General features: G+C 27.0%; 21 protein-coding genes. 4 read left to right on the top strand and 17 right to left on the bottom strand.

All coding sequences use genetic code 11. The annotated features are described in order from the left end of the window. Window positions 1-15: 15 nt before the first annotated feature. The 3 genes from ACJJVY_RS06720 to dinB form a co-directional block, all read right to left on the bottom strand. Window positions 16-543 (bottom strand): YqiA/YcfP family alpha/beta fold hydrolase, encoded by a 528-nt coding sequence (locus ACJJVY_RS06720; protein WP_405606233.1) that lies wholly within the window; start codon window positions 541-543, stop codon window positions 16-18. A gap of 118 nt (window positions 544-661) precedes the next feature. Then, on the bottom strand, window positions 662-3,613 hold the full coding sequence (locus ACJJVY_RS06715) for a DNA polymerase III subunit alpha (RefSeq protein ID WP_405606232.1): 2,952 nt from the start codon (window positions 3,611-3,613) through the stop codon (window positions 662-664). Between the two features lie 3 nt (window positions 3,614-3,616). Beyond that, window positions 3,617-4,831, bottom strand: coding sequence for a DNA polymerase IV (dinB, locus tag ACJJVY_RS06710; RefSeq protein WP_405606231.1), 1,215 nt, complete (start codon window positions 4,829-4,831; stop codon window positions 3,617-3,619). A gap of 52 nt (window positions 4,832-4,883) precedes the next feature. Between dinB and ACJJVY_RS06705 the strand changes: the two genes are divergently transcribed. After that, complete coding sequence (locus tag ACJJVY_RS06705) at window positions 4,884-5,657, top strand: XRE family transcriptional regulator (RefSeq protein ID WP_405606230.1); 774 nt, start codon at window positions 4,884-4,886, stop codon at window positions 5,655-5,657. A gap of 340 nt (window positions 5,658-5,997) precedes the next feature. Here the strand turns inward: ACJJVY_RS06705 and ACJJVY_RS06700 are convergent, their stop codons facing one another. The 10 genes from ACJJVY_RS06700 to ACJJVY_RS06655 all read right to left on the bottom strand — a co-directional run bounded on the left by ACJJVY_RS06700 (window position 5,998) and on the right by ACJJVY_RS06655 (window position 13,355). Then, window positions 5,998-6,324 carry a hypothetical protein gene (locus tag ACJJVY_RS06700; RefSeq protein WP_405606229.1) on the bottom strand — a complete coding sequence of 109 codons (327 nt, stop codon included), beginning with the start codon at window positions 6,322-6,324 and terminating at the stop codon, window positions 5,998-6,000. A gap of 137 nt (window positions 6,325-6,461) precedes the next feature. Further along, window positions 6,462-6,692 carry a hypothetical protein gene (locus ACJJVY_RS06695; protein ID WP_405606228.1) on the bottom strand — a complete coding sequence of 77 codons (231 nt, stop codon included), beginning with the start codon at window positions 6,690-6,692 and terminating at the stop codon, window positions 6,462-6,464. A gap of 50 nt (window positions 6,693-6,742) precedes the next feature. Then, window positions 6,743-7,333 carry an AAA family ATPase gene (locus ACJJVY_RS06690; protein WP_405606227.1) on the bottom strand — a complete coding sequence of 197 codons (591 nt, stop codon included), beginning with the start codon at window positions 7,331-7,333 and terminating at the stop codon, window positions 6,743-6,745. Then, window positions 7,287-8,207, bottom strand: coding sequence for a DUF5712 family protein (locus ACJJVY_RS06685; protein ID WP_405606226.1), 921 nt, complete (start codon window positions 8,205-8,207; stop codon window positions 7,287-7,289). Before ACJJVY_RS06685 ends, ACJJVY_RS06690 begins: the two co-directional genes overlap by 47 nt. Then, window positions 8,207-8,713, bottom strand: a complete 507-nt coding sequence (locus ACJJVY_RS06680) for a BfmA/BtgA family mobilization protein (RefSeq protein WP_405606225.1) — start codon at window positions 8,711-8,713, stop codon at window positions 8,207-8,209. The genes ACJJVY_RS06685 and ACJJVY_RS06680 overlap by 1 nt, the downstream gene beginning before the upstream one ends. A gap of 229 nt (window positions 8,714-8,942) precedes the next feature. Continuing rightward, window positions 8,943-9,629, bottom strand: a complete 687-nt coding sequence (locus tag ACJJVY_RS06675) for a hypothetical protein (protein ID WP_405606224.1) — start codon at window positions 9,627-9,629, stop codon at window positions 8,943-8,945. Between the two features lie 21 nt (window positions 9,630-9,650). Next, complete coding sequence (locus ACJJVY_RS06670; RefSeq protein ID WP_405606223.1) at window positions 9,651-10,067, bottom strand: hypothetical protein; 417 nt, start codon at window positions 10,065-10,067, stop codon at window positions 9,651-9,653. A 131-nt stretch (window positions 10,068-10,198) separates the two neighbouring features. Continuing rightward, window positions 10,199-10,498 carry a helix-turn-helix domain-containing protein gene (locus ACJJVY_RS06665; protein ID WP_405606222.1) on the bottom strand — a complete coding sequence of 100 codons (300 nt, stop codon included), beginning with the start codon at window positions 10,496-10,498 and terminating at the stop codon, window positions 10,199-10,201. Window positions 10,499-10,642: 144 nt separating this feature from the next. Further along, a complete protein-coding gene (locus tag ACJJVY_RS06660; protein WP_405606221.1) occupies window positions 10,643-12,115 on the bottom strand; it encodes a hypothetical protein in 1,473 nt (490 codons plus the stop codon). 4 nt (window positions 12,116-12,119) lie between these two features. Beyond that, entirely contained in the window at window positions 12,120-13,355 is a 1,236-nt protein-coding gene (locus ACJJVY_RS06655; protein WP_405606220.1) for a phage integrase SAM-like domain-containing protein, read from the bottom strand. A gap of 508 nt (window positions 13,356-13,863) precedes the next feature. Between ACJJVY_RS06655 and ACJJVY_RS06650 the strand changes: the two genes are divergently transcribed. Beyond that, window positions 13,864-16,836 (top strand): AAA domain-containing protein, encoded by a 2,973-nt coding sequence (locus ACJJVY_RS06650; protein ID WP_405606219.1) that lies wholly within the window; start codon window positions 13,864-13,866, stop codon window positions 16,834-16,836. Between the two features lie 43 nt (window positions 16,837-16,879). Here ACJJVY_RS06650 and ACJJVY_RS06645 read toward each other — a convergent pair whose 3' ends face one another. Both ACJJVY_RS06645 and ACJJVY_RS06640 read right to left on the bottom strand, forming a co-directional pair. Beyond that, a complete protein-coding gene (locus ACJJVY_RS06645; protein WP_405606218.1) occupies window positions 16,880-17,236 on the bottom strand; it encodes a DUF6567 family protein in 357 nt (118 codons plus the stop codon). A 333-nt stretch (window positions 17,237-17,569) separates the two neighbouring features. Beyond that, window positions 17,570-18,364 (bottom strand): hypothetical protein, encoded by a 795-nt coding sequence (locus tag ACJJVY_RS06640; protein WP_405606217.1) that lies wholly within the window; start codon window positions 18,362-18,364, stop codon window positions 17,570-17,572. Between the two features lie 325 nt (window positions 18,365-18,689). Between ACJJVY_RS06640 and ACJJVY_RS06635 the strand changes: the two genes are divergently transcribed. Both ACJJVY_RS06635 and ACJJVY_RS06630 read left to right on the top strand, forming a co-directional pair. After that, window positions 18,690-19,088 carry a DUF134 domain-containing protein gene (locus tag ACJJVY_RS06635; protein WP_405606216.1) on the top strand — a complete coding sequence of 133 codons (399 nt, stop codon included), beginning with the start codon at window positions 18,690-18,692 and terminating at the stop codon, window positions 19,086-19,088. Window positions 19,089-19,166: 78 nt separating this feature from the next. Then, on the top strand, window positions 19,167-21,230 hold the full coding sequence (locus ACJJVY_RS06630) for a hypothetical protein (RefSeq protein ID WP_405606215.1): 2,064 nt from the start codon (window positions 19,167-19,169) through the stop codon (window positions 21,228-21,230). 107 nt (window positions 21,231-21,337) lie between these two features. Here ACJJVY_RS06630 and ACJJVY_RS06625 read toward each other — a convergent pair whose 3' ends face one another. Both ACJJVY_RS06625 and ACJJVY_RS06620 read right to left on the bottom strand, forming a co-directional pair. Further along, a complete protein-coding gene (locus ACJJVY_RS06625; protein ID WP_405606214.1) occupies window positions 21,338-21,961 on the bottom strand; it encodes a hypothetical protein in 624 nt (207 codons plus the stop codon). 22 nt (window positions 21,962-21,983) lie between these two features. After that, on the bottom strand, window positions 21,984-22,499 hold the full coding sequence (locus ACJJVY_RS06620; RefSeq protein ID WP_405606213.1) for a thioredoxin family protein: 516 nt from the start codon (window positions 22,497-22,499) through the stop codon (window positions 21,984-21,986). Window positions 22,500-22,539 lie beyond the last annotated feature (40 nt).

The raw sequence follows: 22,539 nt of genomic DNA, 5'->3' as shown, positions 1-22,539 counted from the left end.
TGAGATAAGTCTATTTTATAAATAAATACTTTTAATATAATTTTTTATATCTATTATGTGATTTTTAAGAATTGGAAACCTATGAGTAGTATTACAATTTATAATGAGATTATTATTTATTATAAAATCATTAAAATTGTAAGATAGAAGCTCGTCGTGCAAAGGTTTTAGTATTAAAGTTTCTTTGAAATAACTAAAATCGATAATTTGTTTTTCTAATGTTTTATTAAAAATACTTAAATCATTTAATTGTCTTAGCGATAGTAAAGGAGATATCAATACGCACCTTGTAAATACACCATAATCGTTTAGCATTTTTCTTAATTGTAAAGAAAAATTACAGCCAGTAGAATCTCCAATAATGGTTACTTCATCTATAGAATCTTTTATTTTTAGAGTTAATTTTTTTAACCTTTTTACTATATCTTTTTCTTCAGGACACCATTCAAAAATAGAAATAGTATCTCCAAATTTTTCTTGTAATATTTTATATTTATTACTTTCTTTACTAGAGTTTAAACCGTGTATGTAGATGAATTTCATAAGCTCTTTTTCGTAACAATTTTGAAAGTGTAAATTACAAATATTTCTAATTTTGAAATGGTATTTAAATAAAATAAATTTTCAAATTGACCAAGATTTAGATAAATAAAAGTATAAACTATTGTCTAGGATCAACAGCAATACCCATCTTTTTAGACTGAATAATATTCATACTACAAAAACCATATCTATTAGTAATTTTGCCATAACAACCATAAATTCCCATTCCGTTTATTGGGTATTGATGTACAACATCTGTAAAATGAACAGCATCAAAATAAATACCATTTTCATCAATAAAGGTACTAAGTCTCATTAATTTGTTTTGAGACGTTTTGTTGAAACGAGTAGTTACCAATAAACCATAAATTAAAACATTTTGATTTGTAAAATCTACCATCTGATTTGCTTTAATACTTGGTAAAAAAGGTTCTGTAACCAATTTAAAATAATTATGAATGGTAAAGCCTAGCAATTCCATTTCATCATACACATTTTCTAACCAATGGAATTTTAATTTAGGAATTTCATATTTTGTAGTTTGAATTTTAAATAATTGAGATTGTTTCGATTTTTGTTTCGATGCATTGGTTTTAAAAATGGCATGCCATAACAATTCATTTTTTGTTTTGTTGGTAAAACGAAAAGCATCAATTCTAACAAGAATCGTTAGTTGTTCTATGGATATTTTAATTCGGTCAATAAAATCATCCAAAGAAAGAAAAACCCCATTTAATTGGCGTTCGGTTAAAAATCGTTGAATAGTAATATCTTCTAAGTTTTTTATATACCCAAAACCTAGAAAGATCGTTTTTTTAATAACAGAATTTGCGTGATCACTTTTATTAATACAAGGCAATTCAATAGTTGCACCACACATTTTAGCTTCGTGAATATAATGTTCGGTAGAATAAAATCCACCACCATTATTTAAAACAGCGACCATAAATTCAATAGGGTAGTAGCATTTTAAAAATAAACTTTGGTAACTTTCTACAGCATAAGAAGCTGAATGTCCTTTAGCAAAAGCATAGCCAGCAAAACTTTTAATTTGATTCCAAACTTCAAAAATTAATTCATCTTTAAAGCCTTTTTTTCTACAATTATCAATGAATTTATTTTCAACAGCTTTAAATTCTTCTACGGAACGATATTTTCCACTCATTCCACGTCTTAAAACATCCGCTTCACCCAAAGTTAAATCTGCAAATTTATTTGCTACTTTCATCACATCTTCTTGATAGACCATAACACCATAAGTTTCTGGCATAATTTCTAATAAAATAGGATGCGCTTCTTTTCTTTTTTCAGGAAAACGATGTCTTTTAATAAATTCATCTTTCATTCCAGAGCCAGAAACACCAGGACGAATGATAGAACTTGCTGCGACCAAGCCTAGATAATCCTGAGTTTGTAATTTTTGCATTAAACCTCTCATAGCAGGAGATTCTACATAGTAAGCACCAATAGCTCCACCTGTTTTTAAGAGCGTATTTATTTTTTTATCTTTTTTAAATTTTTCTACATCTGTAATATCTATCGGTGGAGCATTAGGATTATTTTCCTTGATAATTTCTAATGCATCTTTAATTTTTGCTAAACCTCTTTGACCTAAAATATCAAACTTAAAAATACCCACATCATCTGCAATATTCATATCAAATTGAACCGTAGGAAACCCTTTTGGAGGCATACTTGTTGCCGAAAAATAATGAATGGATTTATCTAAAATTAAAATACCTGCAGAATGCACACTTACATAATTCGGAAAACCTTCAATGAGTTTTCCGTATTTTAAAACCAATTTAGAGATGTCATCTAATTGATCTGATTTGATACCTTTACTTAGTTTGTCAATTTCTTCTTTTGGTAACCCAAATACTTTTCCTAATTCACGTACAACTGCTCTGTATTTAAAAGTATTATAAGTTGCTAATAAGGCAACATTATCAAACCGATTAAAAATATATTGAGTAACTGTATTTCTGTCTTTCCAAGAGAAGTCAATATCAAAATCGGGTGGAGAAGCTCTAAAAGGATTGATAAAACGTTCGAAATATAGATCTAATTCTACAGGATCTACATCTGTAATTCCAATAATATAAGCAACAATACTATTTGCTCCAGATCCTCTTCCAACGTGAAAAAAGTTATTTCTTTTGGCGTAATTAATAATATCATAATTGATTAAAAAGAAGGAAACAAACTTCAAATCAATAATAACATTTAATTCTTTTTTTAAACGCGCTAATACTTTTTCATTTGGATTCTGGTAACGATTCTTAATTTTAGAATCACATAATTCTAAAAGCATTTTACAATCTTCTTCAAATGAATTCAAATACAAATTTTGATTCTGATTTTCTCTTTCTTCATCAAATCCAAAATCTATAAAACAGGTATCAATAATGCTTTTTGTATTTGCGATAATATTTGGAAATTCTTCAAAATAGGCAAGTAGTTCTGATTTTGAATACATCACATCTGTCTCTCTACATTCTTCTGAAGTATGCAATTTACTTAACAGAGCATTGTTATCTATAGCACGTAAAAGTCTATGGGCATTAAAATCTTTTTTACCACGTATGGTTACTTGTTGTTGAATAACCAATTTATCTTTAAAACGATTTAAATAAGAAAAACGAAGTTTGTTAATTTCTTCAACTGAAATTCCAATAAATTCATTTTCTCTAAAAGCCTTTAAATTGAGCTCTAATACTTTTTCAAAAGGAAAAATGATAATTACATCTTCTAGGTATTTGGGTTGATCTGGAAAAGGTGTTTTGCTTTCTAAAAAAGAAGATAAGTATCGGTTGATATTTTTAAAACCGTTATTGTTTTTAGCAATGGCAACAAATTGTTGTTGATTACCATTTCTAAAATCCACGCCTATAATTGGTTTTATGTTTGTTTTTTTAGCTTGCTGAATAAAATTCATACAAGCAGATGTGTTATTAATATCCGTTAACGCTATTGCATTTATAAAATTCTCTTGGGCAAGTTGTAGCAAAGCAACTTCAGAAAAAGTTCCAAACCTTAAAGAATAATATGAATGACAATTTAAATACATAAATTATTGTTTTCTATGAGCTAAGACTAGAGGTGGTTCTCCGTTAAATGGATTGCTAAATCTTCCGATAGATTTTGCACCCATAGAGGAAGCTCTCATGATACTTCCTTCTCCATATTTATTACGAACGTTGTCCATTGCATTATATAAATGCAACATTTGTTCAGTATCATCAAAAAGGTTTATTTGATAATTCCCACTAACGATATCAGAAATTTTTACTCCAATTAATCGAATTAATAATCTTCTTTGATATAGTTTTTTAAAGAGTTCTAAAACTGCAGGAATAATGATGTGATCTGCACTTGTATAAGGAATTTTGATTTGTTTACTGTAGGTGTTAAAATCTGAATATCTAATTTTAACACTTATAGTTGATGCCAATTTATCTCCTTTCCTTAATTGATAAGACAAGTTTTCTGCCATTGCAAAAATGGTGTTTTTGAGTTTTTCCATATCAATGGTGTCTTTATGAAACGTTCTTTCGGTTGATAGAGATTTACGTTCGTGAAAAGCGATAATAGGAGGGTTGTCGATTCCGTTTGCGCGCTTCCATATTGTTTTCCCATTTGCACCTAAAACGCTTATCATCATCTCTAATGGCATTTCTTGAATCACTTTCACCTTATCAACTCCTAGGTTTCTTAGTGTATGATATGTTTTTTCTCCAACTGATGGAATTTTACGGATTGATAAAGGAGCTAGAAAAGCTTTTTCAAATCCGTCGTTAATTAATAATTGATTGTTTGGTTTTGCTTCTCCAGTAGCTACTTTAGAAACTATTTTATTTTGAGACATTCCGAAAGAAATAGGTAATCCACTTTCAGAAATAATACGTTGTCTTAATTCAGAAGCATACTTATAACTTCCAAAAAAAGCATCCATCCCTGTTAAATCAGCATAAAATTCATCAATACTGGCTTTTTCAAAAACAGGTACTTTCTCTTTGATAATTTCTGTTACGATGTTCGAATATTTTGAATAAATACTTGTATTTCCTCTAATAATTACTGCTTCAGGACAGAGTTTTCTTGCTATTTTCATGGACATTCCAGAATGTACACCAAAACGTCTTGTTTCATAACTACACGCTGCAACTACGCCACGATCTCCAGTTCCTCCAACAAGTAAAGGTTTCTTTTTCAGTCTGCTATCAATTAATCTTTCGCAAGAGACAAAAAAAGTATCTAAATCAAGATGTAAAATGTTTTTTTTCATAGCACAAAATTAGCTACAAATACATACATTTGTTGCTTGTAATTGTAGCAATATGAAAATTTTAGCAAAAAACATCAAACATTTAAGAGGTTTAAAAGGCTTCAGTCAAGAAGGTTTGGCAGAGGAATTATCTGTAACTAGATCTAGAATAAGTTCTTATGAAGAGAATAGATCTTCACCAACTATAGAATTTTTAATCGCTTTTTCTGATTACTTTAGAATTCCGATAGATATTTTAGTAAAGAAGGATTTAACAAAAGCACAAGATGTGTCGTTTATTGAGGTTGGCGATAAAAGAGTATTATTTCCGATTACGGTTGATAGTGATAATGAAAATCTAATAGAGGTAGTTTCTGTAAAAGCCTCTGCAGGTTATTTATTAGGCTATGATGATCCTGAATTTATAGAACAATTAGAAAAGATAAAATTACCATTCTTACCAACAGGAAAACATAGAGCATTTCCGATAAAAGGAGATTCTATGTTGCCTATGAAAGATGGTTCTTATGTGGTTGCTGAATTTGTAGAAGATATAAAAAATATAAAAAGTGGAGATTCCTATATTGTAATTACAAAAAATGATGGACTGACTTATAAAAGAGTTTATAATCAAATTGAAGAAAATGAATCATTTTTATTAAAACCAGACAACCCAAGTTATCAACCCTATGAAGTTCCTGTTTCTGAAATTTTAGAATTATGGAGATTTACCTGTAGTATTAATACACAAGAATATGAGGAGCACGAGCTGAAATTAAGTAGTATTATTCAAATGTTTAATGGGTTGGGAGTAGAGTTAGAGGCTTTGAAGAAGTCTTTAATTTGATATAATTATATAAAAGTCTAAATATATTTTTTTACAAAAGTACAATTGTATAAAAGCACATTTTTATAAAAGTATTTCTATATAAGTATACATTTTATTTACTAAAAAACGAAGGTAAATTTTACGATAATTTACCTTCGTTTGTGTTTTAAGGGTAAAATATACCCATGTAGTTTTTCCGTTTTCAAAATCAGTTGATTATTTTTATCATTTAACTAGAAATTATTAACTGATTTTGAAAATGAGCCCGAGCGGCAGGCTCACGTGTAGTTTGTCTATCTATATAAAAGTATAATTGTTCATAAGTATAATAAGTGTATAAAAATATAAAACGATAAAATTATTTTTCACCTAAAACTAAGTCTCTAAATTCTATTAACTTTTGCTTTAGTATATGAAATTTTAATTTTTCATCTGTACAATTAATTCTTACAGCTGTGATATCAGGCGATAAAACATGTGCTCCATTTATTTTATACCATTTAGAGTTGGAACATAAATCTTCAATTCCTTTTTCAATTAAATCTTCTTCAAATCCTGAAATGTTTAATTCAACTTCAAAGAAAAAATCATCCAACACTTTAAATTCTTTTGAATGATGAGTAATGCTTTTTTTAATCATATTTTTTAAAAGTCCAACAATAATATTATCGTTTTTTGAATACATGTTTTTTCTGTTTTAAATTATTATAAATTGATGTTAATTGTAAATTTTTCAACAAATCTTAGATTTTTAAATCCAACCTGTTTGAATGTTTTTTTTGTTTGATTCCTTAATATTTTTAATTATTTAGAAGATCTGAACTAGATTGGTTTTAGGAACTTTTTAATTGCATTGTTCACAAGTTGTTTCATACTAGTTTCTTGTTGTACTGCTTTTAGTTTTACTTTTTTAAGTAATTCTTTTTCTATGTAAAATGAAAATTGAATTTCTTCTGTTTCTTTTACTGCTATTGGAACAATTTTTTGAATTGTTTTGCTCTGATTACTAGATTTAGCTTTATTAATAAGCTCGTTGATGTTTTGTTTTTCCATAATGATAGAATTGTATTTTTATATAATAGTAGACATGTAGAAATCTATATTTATATCAATTTTGTTAATATTTCTTTAGTGAGATTGTCTAATTGTTTTTGAGCATTTTTATCATTTTTAACTCCTTTAACTAAAACAGATCTGGTAAAAGCAACCAAATCGCTTATGTGTGTATTTGCTATTTTTACGTTGTATTCTTCCAAACCAATTAAGATATCTATGGTTAAAGTGGTGTTGGCTTTTATCATGTTAAACACAACCAATGTTTCTGAGGTTTTATTTGCGTGTTCTATAAGTTCTAAAGAGCCTTTAATGGCTAGTAGATCTAATATTCCTGCTTTAGTGGGGGTAATTACTAAATCTGCTATTGCAATCAATTTGGGTAAGTGATTGGATAGGTAAGGAGGTGTATCGATAAAGATAAAATCATAATCTAGCTTTGGAATATCATCTATTTCATCCTTAAAAGGGATAATTTCAAAATCTGTAACTAATTCTTTTAATTGAGATAAACTTCCTTGTAAATCAAAGTCTAAAACTGCCACTTTAGCATTTTTAGAAATATTTTGAGCAAGGTTAAAGGTAAGTGTACTTTTACCAACGCCTCCCTTTTGATGTGTTATGAGTATTATTTTTGACATAATTTTGGGTATTTTCGATTGCTTGCTCTTTAGTTTCTATTTCTTTTAAAAGTGCTTCTTTTTCTTTAGGAGAACCATTTTTTAATATATATTGATTGATAAATTTCTCTCGTTCTTTTCGTTTGTATTGAAAAAAATCATCAAAACTTTTTTCATTCATGTTAATCCATTTCATTCTATCAAAACCAACATGATACGTGTTTCCTCCAATAGTTCTTATTGTAGATCGCTCTTTGGTTGTAGGAGTTAATTTTAATTTTTGAGTTTTATCTTTTCTACTGACAATTAAATGCACGTGAGAATTAATTCCTGGTTTTAAATCTCCTGCTTTATAAATACCTTTTAGAACTTCATCATCTGTTCCTTTAAACTTTCTAAAATGTTCAATTTTGGCAAAATAAACCAAGTCGTTTCCAGATTTTAATCCTTTGTTTTCTCTATTAAAGTTCTTTGCATAATTTGTCATTATCAATTTTGTGTACTCCTTAATTTTGTCATTAAACAATTCATATGATCTAGCATTAAGCTCCCAAACATTTTTAACTTCTTTTTTGTCTGTAACCGATTGTATAATGTGCTTTAGTTCTTCTTTACTAAAGTTGATTGTTGGAGCAAAGTATTTAGCATCTTTTTTGCCTAATTTTTTAATATTCTTATCAATACTAGAGATTACTTCATTGGTGCTAATGTTATTTTTAGAATGGGAGAAAAAGAATTGTTTTCTACTTTCAATTTCTCTTTTTTCATCAATTGAATTTGCCTTTTGTAAAAGCTTATCTAGATCATTATTTTCTTTTTCTAGATACATAGCTAGATCAATACAACTAGAAGTATTTGTAGCGCCAAGTGTACTATGTGGTTTACTAATTGGCATTATTCAAAAAGAGATTTAAGGGTTCCTTTAATTCCAGATTTGTTTTTAGTATCTATTAATTGAGCTATTTCGATAAAAGCTTCTTGTTGTTTGTATATTTTTCTTTCAACTTTATTTAACTCTTCTTTAAGTTTACTGAGTTCTTTTGTAAAGCTTTTTGTTCTATTACTATCAAAGTCATTTATTTTTATTACAGCATCTTTTACCCATTTTGATAGATTTAAAAATTGTTCTTTTTGTTCGCCTGAATACTGATAAACTTCATTTCTTAATGGCTTTAAAATATCTCGTTCTTGTACTTTTAAAAACGATACAATTCTCTTATCTAAGACCTTTACCATAGCAGCAGGGTTTTCGTTAATTGCTTCTATAGGATTAATACCTGTTTTCTTAAAATAGATAATCATGGATTCAATTAAATCTCCATATTGTGACCCAAAAGTTCTAGAAATTTTCACCAATTCTTTATGATGAAATTCTTTAATTAAAATGCTTTTTTTCTTCATATTTATATTTTTTATTACTGATAATTAGTGTGTTAGGTGTTTGTTTATAATTCTATTATAAAATGTTATATTTTTTTTATTGACCTAAAGTCAATAATACCAGTGTTTTAAACCCCGTAGGGCAAGTTTTTTAGGGGTTTTTCACCCCTGACCAACTTGCTTCTTTATAGAACACATTTTAGCACGCAAACAAAACTGCTTCTTAAGAATGAATTTTACCTTGAATATTTTATAACCTTCTACTTTCTCCATCAAGTTTAATTTGATTAAACATTTGATAAAAACGATCGTAAACTCTTACACCATATCTTTCTTTTATTTCTTCAAAGTTTAAGTTTGAAGTTATAAAAGTTCTTGTTCCTTTACTTATAAATTCATTATATCTATGTTCTAAAATCCTTATAAAAATATCTTCCTTCCCATAGTTTGAAGCTTCTTTTTCAGATCCTAAATCATCAAATAAATATGTGCCTTTAGCATAGTATTTGATGATATAATCCTTTTTATTGCTTTCTGAAAGATTGAATTGTTGAATTACATTTTGGGTAGAAATCATAGGTAACCATAATTGTTTAATAGCATATAGTTTTGATATGTTCTGAATAATTTTAAAACTTGAAGTTTTGCCTGTACCATTATTTCCAAAAACAAATAATCCTTTATTTAAATCCCCATTATGTTCTGTTTCAAAAGTAGGATCTTGTGCAAAGTATTTACAAAAAGCGTTTAAAAATTGTTTATTATTCTCATCTATTTCAAAGGATCTTCTTTTAATAGCATAATGCTTTTTTGCCTCTTTATTGAAAAGTTCTTTTAATTGGTTTGTGGTCATAATTTTTTCTTTTTTTTTAGCAACTTTTTTTCTTTTTTCAAAAACAATATTTTGAATAATTTTTTGCACTGATTTTAAACTCATAACTTTTGTAATTTTTTTATTTCATTTAATTAAATTATTTCTTTTTATATTTTCTTTTTTAGTATATTCTTTATTACTATGTCTGGGGTTTTTTCTGTGACGGTTTTTTACCGTGTCGGTATTTTTCCGACACGGTAAAATCATTACTGGTTCAGAATTTAATACGTATGTGTTTGAGGTAAATTTCCCAGATATTCTTTTCTGTTTTTCTTTAATTATCCAACCAGAAACAATCAATTCTTTTAAATATTTCCTTAAAGTGTCAATTGAGTAGTTTAAGGCATTGGAAAGCTGACGATTGTAATAAACCCAACCATGAGGTTTAGAACTCATGTAAATGAATAAAAATCGGGCTCTGTCAGTAATATTATTATCATTGATTAATTCATTAGGAGCTATGGTAAAATTCTTTCTTATGTTATTCTTAACATTATTCATTTTTTTGATTTTTGGAAATCCATTATTCTGAATAGAATTTTAAACCGTATATTTGTTTAGTTGATACGGTATAGGTTAATACTGTTTAGTAAAATATATATATAGCATTGAGCGGACACTCAATGCTTTTTTTATAGGTGATTAAAATCTTTAGGATGATTTCTAGCATACTCTAATAATTCAGATTTTGAATAAAATATGGTGCCTTCAATTTGATAAAAAGGAATTTTCTTTTTTTTCTTCCAAGCTATAAGTGTTTGTACTGTCTTACCTACGAAGCTTGCAGCTTCCTGTTGGCTAAGTCTATCTTCTTCTGGGATTTCTTTAGTAATGGATTTTGGAGTTATACCTTTAAAGAATTTATTGAATTGTTTTTCAAATATTTTTTCTATTTGATTTTCTGAGTAAGCGTATAATACTTTGTTTTGCATAATGTTGGATTAAGGTTTATTAATGTTAATTCTACACTGCAAATATTTATTAAAAAGAAAATCCATTTATAATTTCCAATTTGAATTGGAAATTATAAATGGATTACGTGTTGTAAGTCAGTTGTTTATGGGTGATTTATTTCTTTAGATTTTGGAAATTTTATCTATTATGCTATTTTCATTGATTTTACTAATTAAAAAATTTTGGTCTTTTTTTATTTCAGCTATTCTATTTTTTACCGTTTTAGGAGTTACCTCTAAGTCGAAGTATTTAATTAAAATTCTAGCAAGTTCGGAATCTATTGAGTGTATCTTTTTTTCTTTGATCATGAGGGTAATAATCGCATAGACATTTTTTAGTTCCTCTTCTTTTAATTTTTTTGGGTTACTTTTATTCTCTCCATTAAAAACCATTGCTATAAAATTGTCAACATCTAAATTTTTAAATAAATTCTTATGTTTTTTAAAAATTTTTTTGATGTTAATTAACATAATCTCAATAGAATTATTTGAATTATCTGTTAGAATTTTTATTGTCTCAATTTTAGAATTTTTCTTTTTAATTTCTTTCTGGTTTTGTATTAAATCATCTTTTACTGATTTAATAGAATTTAAATTATCTGAGATTTTATTATTTGAGATTATAATTTCAGTTGTGTTTCTATTTGCAATATTTTTTATTGGTTCAAATTCTTTTTTTAGGAAATCAATATGATTTTTATTTTCTTTTATTAAAGCATCTTCTACGGATTTAATAGTCTCGTTGTTGTTTGACGTTTTTTTATTTAAAGTTTCTATTTTACTTGTATTTTTATTTACAATATTTTTTGTTGGTTCAAATTCATTTTTAATGAAATCAGTATGATTCTTATTTCCTTTTATTAGATCACCTTTTACCGATTTAATAGCTCCGCTATTATTTGAAGTCTTTTTATTTAAGGATTCAATTTCATTTTTATTTTTATTTGTAATATTTTTTATTGGTTCAAATTGCTCTTTGATGAATTTAGTATGATTGTTATTTCCTTTTATTAGGTCAGCTTTTACCGATTTAATAGACTCGCTATTATCTGAGGTCTTTTTATTTAAGTTTACAATTTTACTTGCGTTTTTATTTACAATATTTTCTGTTGATTCAAATTGATTTTTAATGAAATCAGTATGATTCTTATTTGCTTTTATTAAATCATCTTTTACGGATTTAATAGACTCGTTATTATTTGATGTTTTTTTATTTAAAATAACAACTTCATCTTGAAGCTTTGTTGTTTCATTCGGTTTAAAATATTTTTTTTCACTTAACCGAAACTGTTGTTTTGAAGAGTTTAAAAACTTAGAATCTAGTTTGTTTTTTTTTATAATTCCAAATTCAACTAATATCATTTTAGTAAGGGCATATATAGCTAGAAGATATAATGCAAAGAAAATTATACTTAAAGTATATCCGAAAAAGTTAATATTACTCCTTCGGGAAAACAATTGATACCCTAAAAAAATAAGTAGTAATAAATATGGAATTAAAATTACTTTAAAGTTTTTATTGTTTTTTAAAAGTTCATTTTTAAAGTATTTATATTTATAACTTAGTCCTGAAAGTAGTTCATCCAGCTTTTTCATAATATTAAATTTTATCCCAATATTTTGTTATTTCTTTTATTTTTAGTTGATTAGATAAGTGTGTGTAAGTTTCAAATGTTTTGTCATCTGTATTCCCTGTGGTTTGTTTAATGACTTCTAGGTTTATTCCCAAAGCAAGACTATTAGATACAAATGTCTTTTTGGCGGTATGGCTAGTTATTAAATCACATTTTGGAATTTCTTCATCAATACGTTTACTACCAATAAATCGAGTAATGTTTACTTTTTGAGTAATACCAGCTTTGGCACATACAATTTTTAAGTATTCATTATATTTCTGAGAACTAATTTTTGGTAATGGTTCGTAGATTGTTTCTTTGTATTTTGATAATATTTCTTTCGCAAATTTATTCAAGGGAGTAATATGATCTATCGTTCTTGTTTTTTGGATATTAAATCTTATATAATCTCCATAAATATTAGAACTTTTTAAGTTTTTTAAATCACTGAATCTTAGTCCGCTAAAACTTGAGAAGCAATATAAATCTCTGATTTTATCTAGTTTTGGGTTTTCAAATTTAAAATTGTATAATTTTTTTAATTCATCTATTGTCAAGTAGATAACTTCAATTCTATCTTTTGGTGCTTTAAATTTTTTAAAAGTTATATTTTGGTGATAGTCTCTTTCAAAAGCCCAATTCATAAAAGCTTTAATACCTGTAACTAATTTACCAAAGTAATTGTTTAGAGTATCTCTTTCTTCAAAACAGTATGAAGTTAACTTTTCGTAAAAATCTAAATTGATAGAATCAAAGTGCATGGTATAACCTGTAAATTCTTCAAATTCTTGAAAGAATTTTCTGTTAGATTTATATCTTCTAATAGAACCAGGAACAACTCTGTTTTTTGATTTATCTATATATTCTTGATATATAGAAAAGAAATCTTTTTTTAAATTATTTTCACCAAAATATTCATCATTGATTTTGTTAATAATATAATCTTTATCAACTGTCAGGTCATTAGATCTTATATATCTAAAGATAATATCAATTTTGTCTTCAAAGTCTTTTATTTTTTGATTGTACTCATCATGAAAATTATATTTTTCATTTTTTAAATTAGCTTTAATTCGATTGTTCTTCCAATCCTTTTCAGATGATTTTACACCTACAATCGTTTTCCTTATTCTTTGTCCATTTATAGATATATCTGCCCTAATAGGGCAAAGTCCATTCTTATTTGCTTTATCTTTTCTCAGTACAAATTTTAATTCCATTATTTAGATTATGTTTAATTAACCTTAGTTAAAGGTTATTCTAATAAACTAGAGTTATGATTGATTCTAGTTTATTAAATAGGGGACGAAAATGTTTTAAAAAGGGGACGAAACCATGTTTTTGAAAATAAATAATGCGTTAAAATTGATTATATCATCCCTTGTTTACCAAAGGTATAGAGTTAAATGTAATTAAACAAGGTTTTATTTTTAAGCGAATCCTTCAGGGCTCACTTAAACCTTACTAGAAATAGTAAGGTTTTTTGTTTTTTATAGATTTTGTAAAAACTAAAAATCAATAAAAAATAATGTCTTTAACAGGTTATTTCATAAAGATTTTTTTGTCTTAAAAATAAAATGATACTAAAAACTTAACCATCAGTAAGTAACATTTTAATTGTTTTTTTAAGTAGAATATTGATGTTTAATTCAACCAAAATAAATATCTAAAAGTATATATTCGCGCTCCATTTTTCTAACTTATTAATTAAGAATTCTAAAAGGAGACATGAGCAATATAAAAAACTGGTTACATTATTATAAAAACAGTTTAACGGATAGTGAAAACTTGGCTGTTGATATTTCTAGAATCAAAAATTTATTTCATCAAAATTATTCAGATTTAAGTGCAGGAACTATTAATGCTAAAAATGCTTCTGAAATGCTGGATATTGAAGAAAAAAGAATTAATAGGATAAAAGGAATTGCTAAAAAAGAGAGTCCAAATTGGCACGAAGTATTCGATACAGAAATTATTATAGCACCTTTTCAGTTAGATTTTCAAACGAATGATCCTAACTTTAAACAAAAAACAATTTATCCTTTTTGGATAACAGCTAGAGTTAATCGTTCTGGTCATTTATCTGCTCCAAGAGAAGTTTTTCCATTAATTGTTCGTAATTATTTAGACCCTATTGCAGATGTTGGTAATGGTTTTATTTTTTCATCAATAGAAACAATTTCAGAAGCAAGAGAACTAGAAGAACCAGAAGCGGAAGAAGATGTTATCACTTGGAGCGCTTATTGGGAGTATATAAATATGATTTTTTCTGAAATCACTTATGAAAACATAAGTAATTATAGAACAGAAGGGTATACAACAAATCATAAAGTAACTTATTTTGCAAGAAGTTCTAAAATTTCAGCAGCAAAAAGTATTCTTTTTTTGTATGAAAATTTATTAAATGAAACGGAAGAGCTTCCGTTAATTTCAAAAATAATTAATCCAAATATTAGAGAAAGAAGAAACCCCATAACAGATAGAGGTTTTTTAGATTACAACCATTTACATTTAGGGCAAATGTCTAATGAATTTCCGCTTTCTATTAGTCAAAGAAAAACGTTGCTATCGTATTTTACAGCAGAAGAAAATGCCATAACTGCGGTAAATGGACCTCCAGGAACTGGTAAAACTACTTTATTACAAAGTTTAGTGGCAACAGAGGTAGTTAGAGCTGCAATTAATGGAGATGAAGCTCCGGTTATTTTAGCCTGTTCTACAAATAATCAGGCGGTTACAAATATTATAGACAGTTTTATCAATTCTAAAAGTACTCTTGGCAATTTAGCAGAAAGATGGATTCCTGGTTTTAATGGTTATGCAACTTATTTACCATCGAACTCTAAGAGTGAAAAATCCTTAAAAAATATCAACTATTTAAAAGGAAATATGTTTGGTAATGAAGGTACTTTGTGTGACTTAGAAAACGATAAATATTTATTAGATGCAAAACACTTTTATTATAGCAAATACTTAGAATATTTTGGATTTAGTGCAGAATCTCTAGAAGATGCTTGTACACACTTACAAGAAGAAATTACTATTATAGAAGATAATTTAATAGTTGGCGTTCGTATTTCTCAAGATTATTTAAGTTCTATAGAAAAAGTAAATAATTTGCTCTTAAATAAAGCGGATCACATTAAGAATAATGCAATTCAAATATCAAAATTACAAGAATGGAGAGCCATTATTACAAAGATTAAGTCGTTTTCTAAAGAGGGGCATTTTATTCATGAAATAAAACGTTATTTTAAAGTTTCATCAGAAGAAAATATATCAAACTCAGAACATCTTTTTATAGTAGATGAAAAAAATCTAATAAATAATGAAACTGCATTAGTATTTATAAAAAAATGTATTGCAAATATTAATTTAGCTTTGTCATCTAATTTAGAATTAAATAATTGGAAACATAAAAATGATATAACGGGTTATCCATTTATTTCAGAGGAGCAAATGTGGGATTTTGAGTATAAAAAAATGGAATCTAAAGATAAATCTCATCGTTTTTTTTATGATGAAATAGATTTAAGTTTACGACATAAAGCTTTTTTATTAGCGACTCATTATTGGGAAGCTAGATGGATTTTAGAGACAGAAGATGTTTTAGAAAACGAAACAGAAAAAGGTACAGGAGAAAAAACAGTAATTGCCAAATGGAAACGACGAGCAATGCTTACACCTTGTTTTGTTGCTACATTATACACGGCTCCTACACATTTTTTGTACAGTCAATTTCAAGGAGAGAATGAAGAGGGAAAACCTATTTTTGAATATTTACCTTTATTTAATTTTTTAGATTTATTAATTATTGATGAAGCTGGCCAGGTAACTCCAGAGATTAGTATTCCTATATTTTCCTTGGCTCAAAAAGCAATTGTTGTGGGAGATTTAAAACAAATAGAACCTATTTGGTCGATTCCACCAAAGATTGATTATGGTAATTTAACCAATCTAAATATTGTTGCAGATCAAGCACAAAATGCATACTTGAATGAAATTGGTTTTTTAGCTTCTAGCGGAAGTATCATGAAAATGGCACAAAATGCTTGTGAATATGAAACATCATTAGTTACAAAAAAAGAGAATGGTTTATTGTTGTTAGAGCATAGAAGGTGTAATGACGAAATTATTGGTTTTTGTAATGAATTGGCTTATGACGGTATTTTAAAACCAATGAAGGGAAAAGCTAGCAAAAATCAAATTTTTTCTTCTATGATGGCATATCATGTAGATGGTATTAGTGAGCGTAAATTTAACAGTCGTCATAACATAAATGAAGTTAAAGCAATTATCCTATGGTTAAACAGGTATAAAGAAGATATAATAAAAGCATATAATGTAGATTCTATAGAAAGTATTTTAGGCATCATTACACCATTTGCTAGTCAGAAAACAGAATTGTCTAAAGCATTAATGGCTTCTGGTTTTAAGGTAAATGATATAAAATTAGGAACTGTGCATGCATTACAAGGTGCAGAGCGTAACATTGTATTGTTCAGTTCCGTTTATACGGATAAAGATGAAGGGGTGTTGTTTTTTGATAGAGATAATAAACCCAACATGCTAAATGTAGCTGTTTCTAGAGCAAGAGATAGCTTTATTTTATTTGGTGATACAAATGTTTTTGATGAGACAAAAAGTACACCTTCTGGAATTTTAAAGAAACATTTAAACATGTTTGAAATGTCTAATTAAAAGAAAAACGCATTAAATATTTATTTAATGCGTTTTGTAAATTTTATTGAAATTGAACTATATCACCAGAGACATAGCATTTTAATTTTTTAAAGAAAAACAAATATCTTGTTTTTTTAAAATCTACTACTACATTAACCAAAGCCTGATTTGGCTCTAATGGAGCGTAAGCTAGCATATTTTCTTTAGCTTCATTAACAATACTTTGTCTGTTAAAACCGCCTACTCCTAATATATAAGTCGCTTGAGATTTACCTTGAAGGTTTTTGTGAATGTAACGGAAATTGTTACTGCTAAGTACTCCTGAATTGGACATGCCTCCATATAACTTAGCATTACAACTTGTTAATAAAAAAGTTGTTAAAAGAATAAATAATGATTTAAAAATTATCTTTTTCATAAATAATTATAATTTTCCTACTCGTATGGCTTTTCGGTTTCGCCTCGTTTATTTGAGTGGGGTCTGAGCTCCACTTATATGTCTTTTATAGGTTATTAACATAGACTTGTCGAAGATAATAATAAATATTATGACTATAATAATTTTTTATATGATTAAATATAGTTTTATATTTTGTTCAATTATTTTGTATTTAGCTATTTATAAAGTGTATATAAATTTTATTTTAGTTGATTTATTTAAAATAAATCTAAAAAATTTGTAAAGAAAAACCTCAAAATGTAGCTTACATTTTGAGGTATCTAAAATATTGTGATTTTTTATTCTAAAAAGTTATTTAGCAATATAATTTTCAGGAATTTTAAAGATATCTCTAAAACCATCTACGAATTTAACATCAGTAAGTATTGCACTACCAATTTTAGTAGTTAAACCTTCTTCAAGACTCCAACCATAAAACTCCCAGTTTGTAGCAAACGGAATTCCATCAATTTCTTTATAATCTATATATTTAATAGCATGAGGATCTGCTTCTGCAGCTTCTACTGTTTTACCTAAAGATACAATGTATGCAGCATGATTTAAAAGATTTGTTTCTTTATCTGTATAAACAATATACCAATCATCAGGAGCGTCACCAACGTTTGCTTTAAAACTTAACTTAGCTGTATTATAAGCTTGAGTCGTTTCTTTTGTTTTAAAGTCATCATTCCATTTAGTACCATCATCATTTAATTTATAAGGAAAAAGGAAAAAATAGTTCCAAGTATAAGCATGAAAACGAACTCCAGGATTGTCTTTTAAACTAGGAGAAACAAATGTTTTTTCTTTATCTACATATATTTCATCTCCATTTTTATAAGTAATTTTTGCAAGATCAGAAGTTGTAGAAACCGTAACTGTAGCGTTAAAAATTTCGTTTCCACCAAATTCTATAACTGCATTGTACTGTATTGCTTCATGTTTTAAAAAACTATCTTTTTTATGTGCTATTTCAATATTTTGAGAAAAAGTAGGTGTTACTTTTTCAGTTTTTACTTCTTCTACATTTATTTCTTTTTTGGCTGTTTTCTGGCAGCTAACAAGTAATACAATTGCAGAAATTGCGGTAATAAGTATTTTTTTCATAATTAGTTTCTAATAGGTTTGTTTAAAGTCTAACTTTTGTAGTCGTTCTAAAATAATATTCCTTACATATTTTGTAAAAAAAATATAAAAAAAGCTAAATTAAAATACTTAATCAATTTTAATGTGTTTTTAATATTATTATTTAATATACAAGATTTATATTTTTATAATGAACCTAAGTTCATTAAATTTGCACCCGATTTAAAGTGCTAAAGGTTTAATAACTTAGATTGTACTTTACAATTCTGTTAAATTATTGAATTTTCTCTGTTTAAATACATCAGTTTTTTATCACACAGAAAGATTTAATTTTTAAATTAAAAAAATGCCGCGCCCTAAAAAGAAAAGAAAAATTAAGAATCCACCTAAAATGCTTGGTTTTAAGCCATTTGGAATTAGGTTTTGCGATACTGAACAGGTTGTTTTACAATATGAAGAATATGAGACTGTTAAGTTGGTTATTTATGACAAACTGTCTCAAGGTATAGCTGCAGAAATGATGGAAATTTCTAGACCAACATTGACCAGAATTTATAATAGTGCTTTAAAAAAAATAGGGAAAGCATTTGTAGAGGGTAAGTCGATTTTTATTAAAGGTGGTGATTTTGAATTTGGAAAAGAGTTATTAAAATGCAAAGAGTGTTTTAAATTAGTAGAAGCTACTATAAGTAGTAATAATAAATGTGTTGATTGTTTAGACAATGATAAACAAATTAAAGAATAAAAATTAAATATAAGGTTTTAACCGATATAAAAAATCAAAATATAGTTTCTTATAAAAGTAACTAAAACTAAACTACTTATGACAAATAATATAGCTATTGAGAATCAATACCAAAGAACAAGTTTATTTGAAAAAGAAAATGTTAATTATCTGGTTCATGTTTTAAAAAGGTTTAATACGGTACCTAAGTTAAATAACATCAATATTATTACTTCTAATACAGTACCAGATGTATTTAAAATAAGACCAAATCAATCAATCATAATTGGTTCTTTATATTTAAAAAACCCTGTTTTAGCTTTAGTTTATTTAAGATATGGTATAGAGTGGCAACTTTGGTTTAAAGCTATAAATAAAGAAGAAAAAGCTACTTATTTGTGTGATATTGCAGCTCTAGAGGTAACTAAGATTTTTTATAAATTATTACCCAAAGAAGATAAAGAAAAGTTAGAAAACGTAAGCTTCCCTTTAATAAATTTAATTAAGAACGCTACAGATGTTAATTCATCAAATTATAAAGAACTAGAAAGTTTTCATGGAATAAATCCAAAAAACAATTTTTTTGAAAAAGCTTGGGAACCAATTGTTAAAAATTTAGCAAAACCGACAGAATATTTATTAATGGATGGTGGAGATCTTCGTTTAACTATTGATGAGATTTATTTACTAAATAAATATGGATGTAGACCGTTCCCTAGACCAGAAGCTTTTACATTTGCTTCCTCTACAGCTACAAGTGTTTCTAATTTTGCTTTTGATAAAACCGATAAAGCTAGAAGTATTTTAATCAAAAATAGTTTAAAAAAAGGTTTTAAAACCACAGCTTTAGAGTTTTCTGAATCATTAAAAAGTAGTCTTAGAAAAATATTTACGTTAGATGAGGCTTGTGAGATTATTTTTTCTCCTTCAGGTACAGATTCTTCTCTTCAGATAGCGGCATTAACTCAGATTGTAACAAAGAAAGAAATTACCCATGTTTTAGTAGCTTCTGATGAAACAGGAAGTGGAGTGCCAGCAGCTTTAAACGGATGTCATTTCGAAAATAATACAGCACTAAATTGTCCTGCTAAAAAAGGAGAAAGAATTAAAGGATTTAGAGATGTAGATTTAATTAAGATTCCTTTTAGAGATGAAAATGGTCAATTAAAATCTACAGAAGAATTAGACATAGAAGTTTTTACAGCCATTAAAGAAACCAATAAATTAGGCAAACATGTTGTGTTACATGTTATGGATCATTCTAAGTTAGGCTATGCATCGCCAAGTGAAAAAATGATGAAAGACTTAGATTTATTAGAAGGTTTATCAATTCAAGTAATTATAGATGCTGCTCAACTTCGATTAGATCCAATAGATATTCAAAATTATTTAGAGAAAGAATACATTGTTAGTATTACAGGAAGTAAATATTTTACAGGACCTCCTTATTCAGGAGCATTAATTTTTCCCAAAGGCGTTAGTAAATCTATAAGTGCTGTAAAAGGAAAATTGCCAAAAGGATTAACAGATTATTACAATCATTCTGATTGGCCAGTAAATTGGGCTTGTGCAACAGATTTATGTGATGGTTTTAATTACGGATCTAACATGAGATGGAAAGCAGCCATTTTAGAAATGGAAAAGTATTTTTTAACTCCTGTTTTGTATAGAAATATGGGAATTGAAATGTTTTGTAATTTTGTTGAAGATTCTATAAATGAAGCTTCTTTTTTAGAGCCTCTTTATAAAAACGAATCTCATCTTAATCCTTTTGATAATGAAAAGTTTGGAATTAGAAATATTCGTACAATTTTTCCTTTTTTCATCATTAAAAATGGAGATGCTTTATCTGTAGCAAAAGTTAAAAAGCTTTACTTGTTATTAAATTCTGATTTATCTAATCAATTTGAAGGAGAACCTTTAGAAATTATAAGGCTTGCAGCTCAAAAATGCCATATTGGGCAAGCAGTTAATGTAAAATATAGAAATGATTTACAAAGTGCTATTTTAAGAATAAGTTTAGGTGCACGAGTTATATCAGAAAGTTGGGTTAATAGAGATATTAGTATTTACTTTAGAAATATAGAAGCACAAATGAGTCAGATTACGGTAATTATTAAGAAAATAGAATTAATTCTAAGTAATCCTGAATTATTAGATTAGAGCTAATCTTTTAAATTATTATCAATTTATTTTATTAAAAATATAGAAATAATCTCCTTTCAAAGAAATAGAAAGGAGATTATTTAGTTTATAGATAACTTAATTAATTATTTATCTTCTATAAGATAAATTGCTTCTAAAAATGTTTTTTTATTTCCATTTTTGTCTTTTTCTAATTCTTTTAATACACCAGCAATAACTATTTTTTTGTTTGGTAATTTATCTGAACTTTTAGAGTGCGCAATTATAAATGTTTCTGAAGATTCTTCATTTTTTAGTTCGTAAACATCATAATTTTCTATTATCGGAATCATAGAAAAAGTCATTACTTTTCCTGTCATTATCGGAATCATAATAAAACCTTTAAAATCAGATTTTGAATCTATTAATTTAGGTATACCTGTTAAAATTATATTTGAAGACAAAACACTCTTTTCAATAACTTCAGAAGGAAGTAGGTTTTGAGGTTTGTATTTTAGATAATCTATTTTTAGTTTTTCATCTAATTTTTTAAGAATGATTTCTTTTTCTGTAGCTGTTAATTTTGATAAAGACAATTCTAAAAAAAGAATCATTTTTTGTTTATCATTAAAAATTCCACCTATTTTACCTAATTCTGCTTGACTAATTACTCCATCTTTAGCTTTTGTAAATAAGTTATAAAATCTACCACCATTATCTAGTGATAAAAGCGCCTCATTAATTTTTGTATATGGTTTTACTTTTTGCATTTTTAGATGAGGTTTTAAATAGCTATTTTGCTAAAAATATTTCATAAATTGTGTTCAAGTTTTTATCAGAAATTCTAGAAGTACTTTTTAGAATTTTTATAAACTCGCTAACTTCTTCTTCAGTTGCAGGGCAACCTAAATTTTGTCCTTTAGAATCAAAAGAGTCTTCTATTAATTTACCAGAACTGTCAAGAATAGCCCAGAAAGGTAAACCAGACTTTTCTCCTTTATGCTTTGTTAAAACCTCCATTGCTCCAGGTGTTTCTAAATGTTTATTCTTATCAGATTCTTGTACTACTAAATTTACCGTTACATAATTATCATCAAAGAAAGTTTTACAATTTTCATCTTTCATTTGTTTGTCCATTTTTTTACACCAACCGCACCAAGAAGCGCTATATTTAACAAAAACACTTTTGTTTTCTGTTTTGGCTTTTTTATATGCTTTTTCTAAAATGCTATTCGCATTTTCTTGTGCTTTGGTTTGTATTGTAAAAATTGATGCTAAAAAGAGTAGGGTAATTAATTTTAATTTCATGTTGTTGTGTTTAAGCAATCAATTTAATGAATAAAATTGA

The organism is Polaribacter sp. Asnod1-A03 (assembly GCF_045063585.1).
Lineage (GTDB): Bacteria > Bacteroidota > Bacteroidia > Flavobacteriales > Flavobacteriaceae > Polaribacter.
Note: the sequence above shows the minus strand (reverse complement) of the source record. Positions and strands in the feature narration are given on the sequence as shown.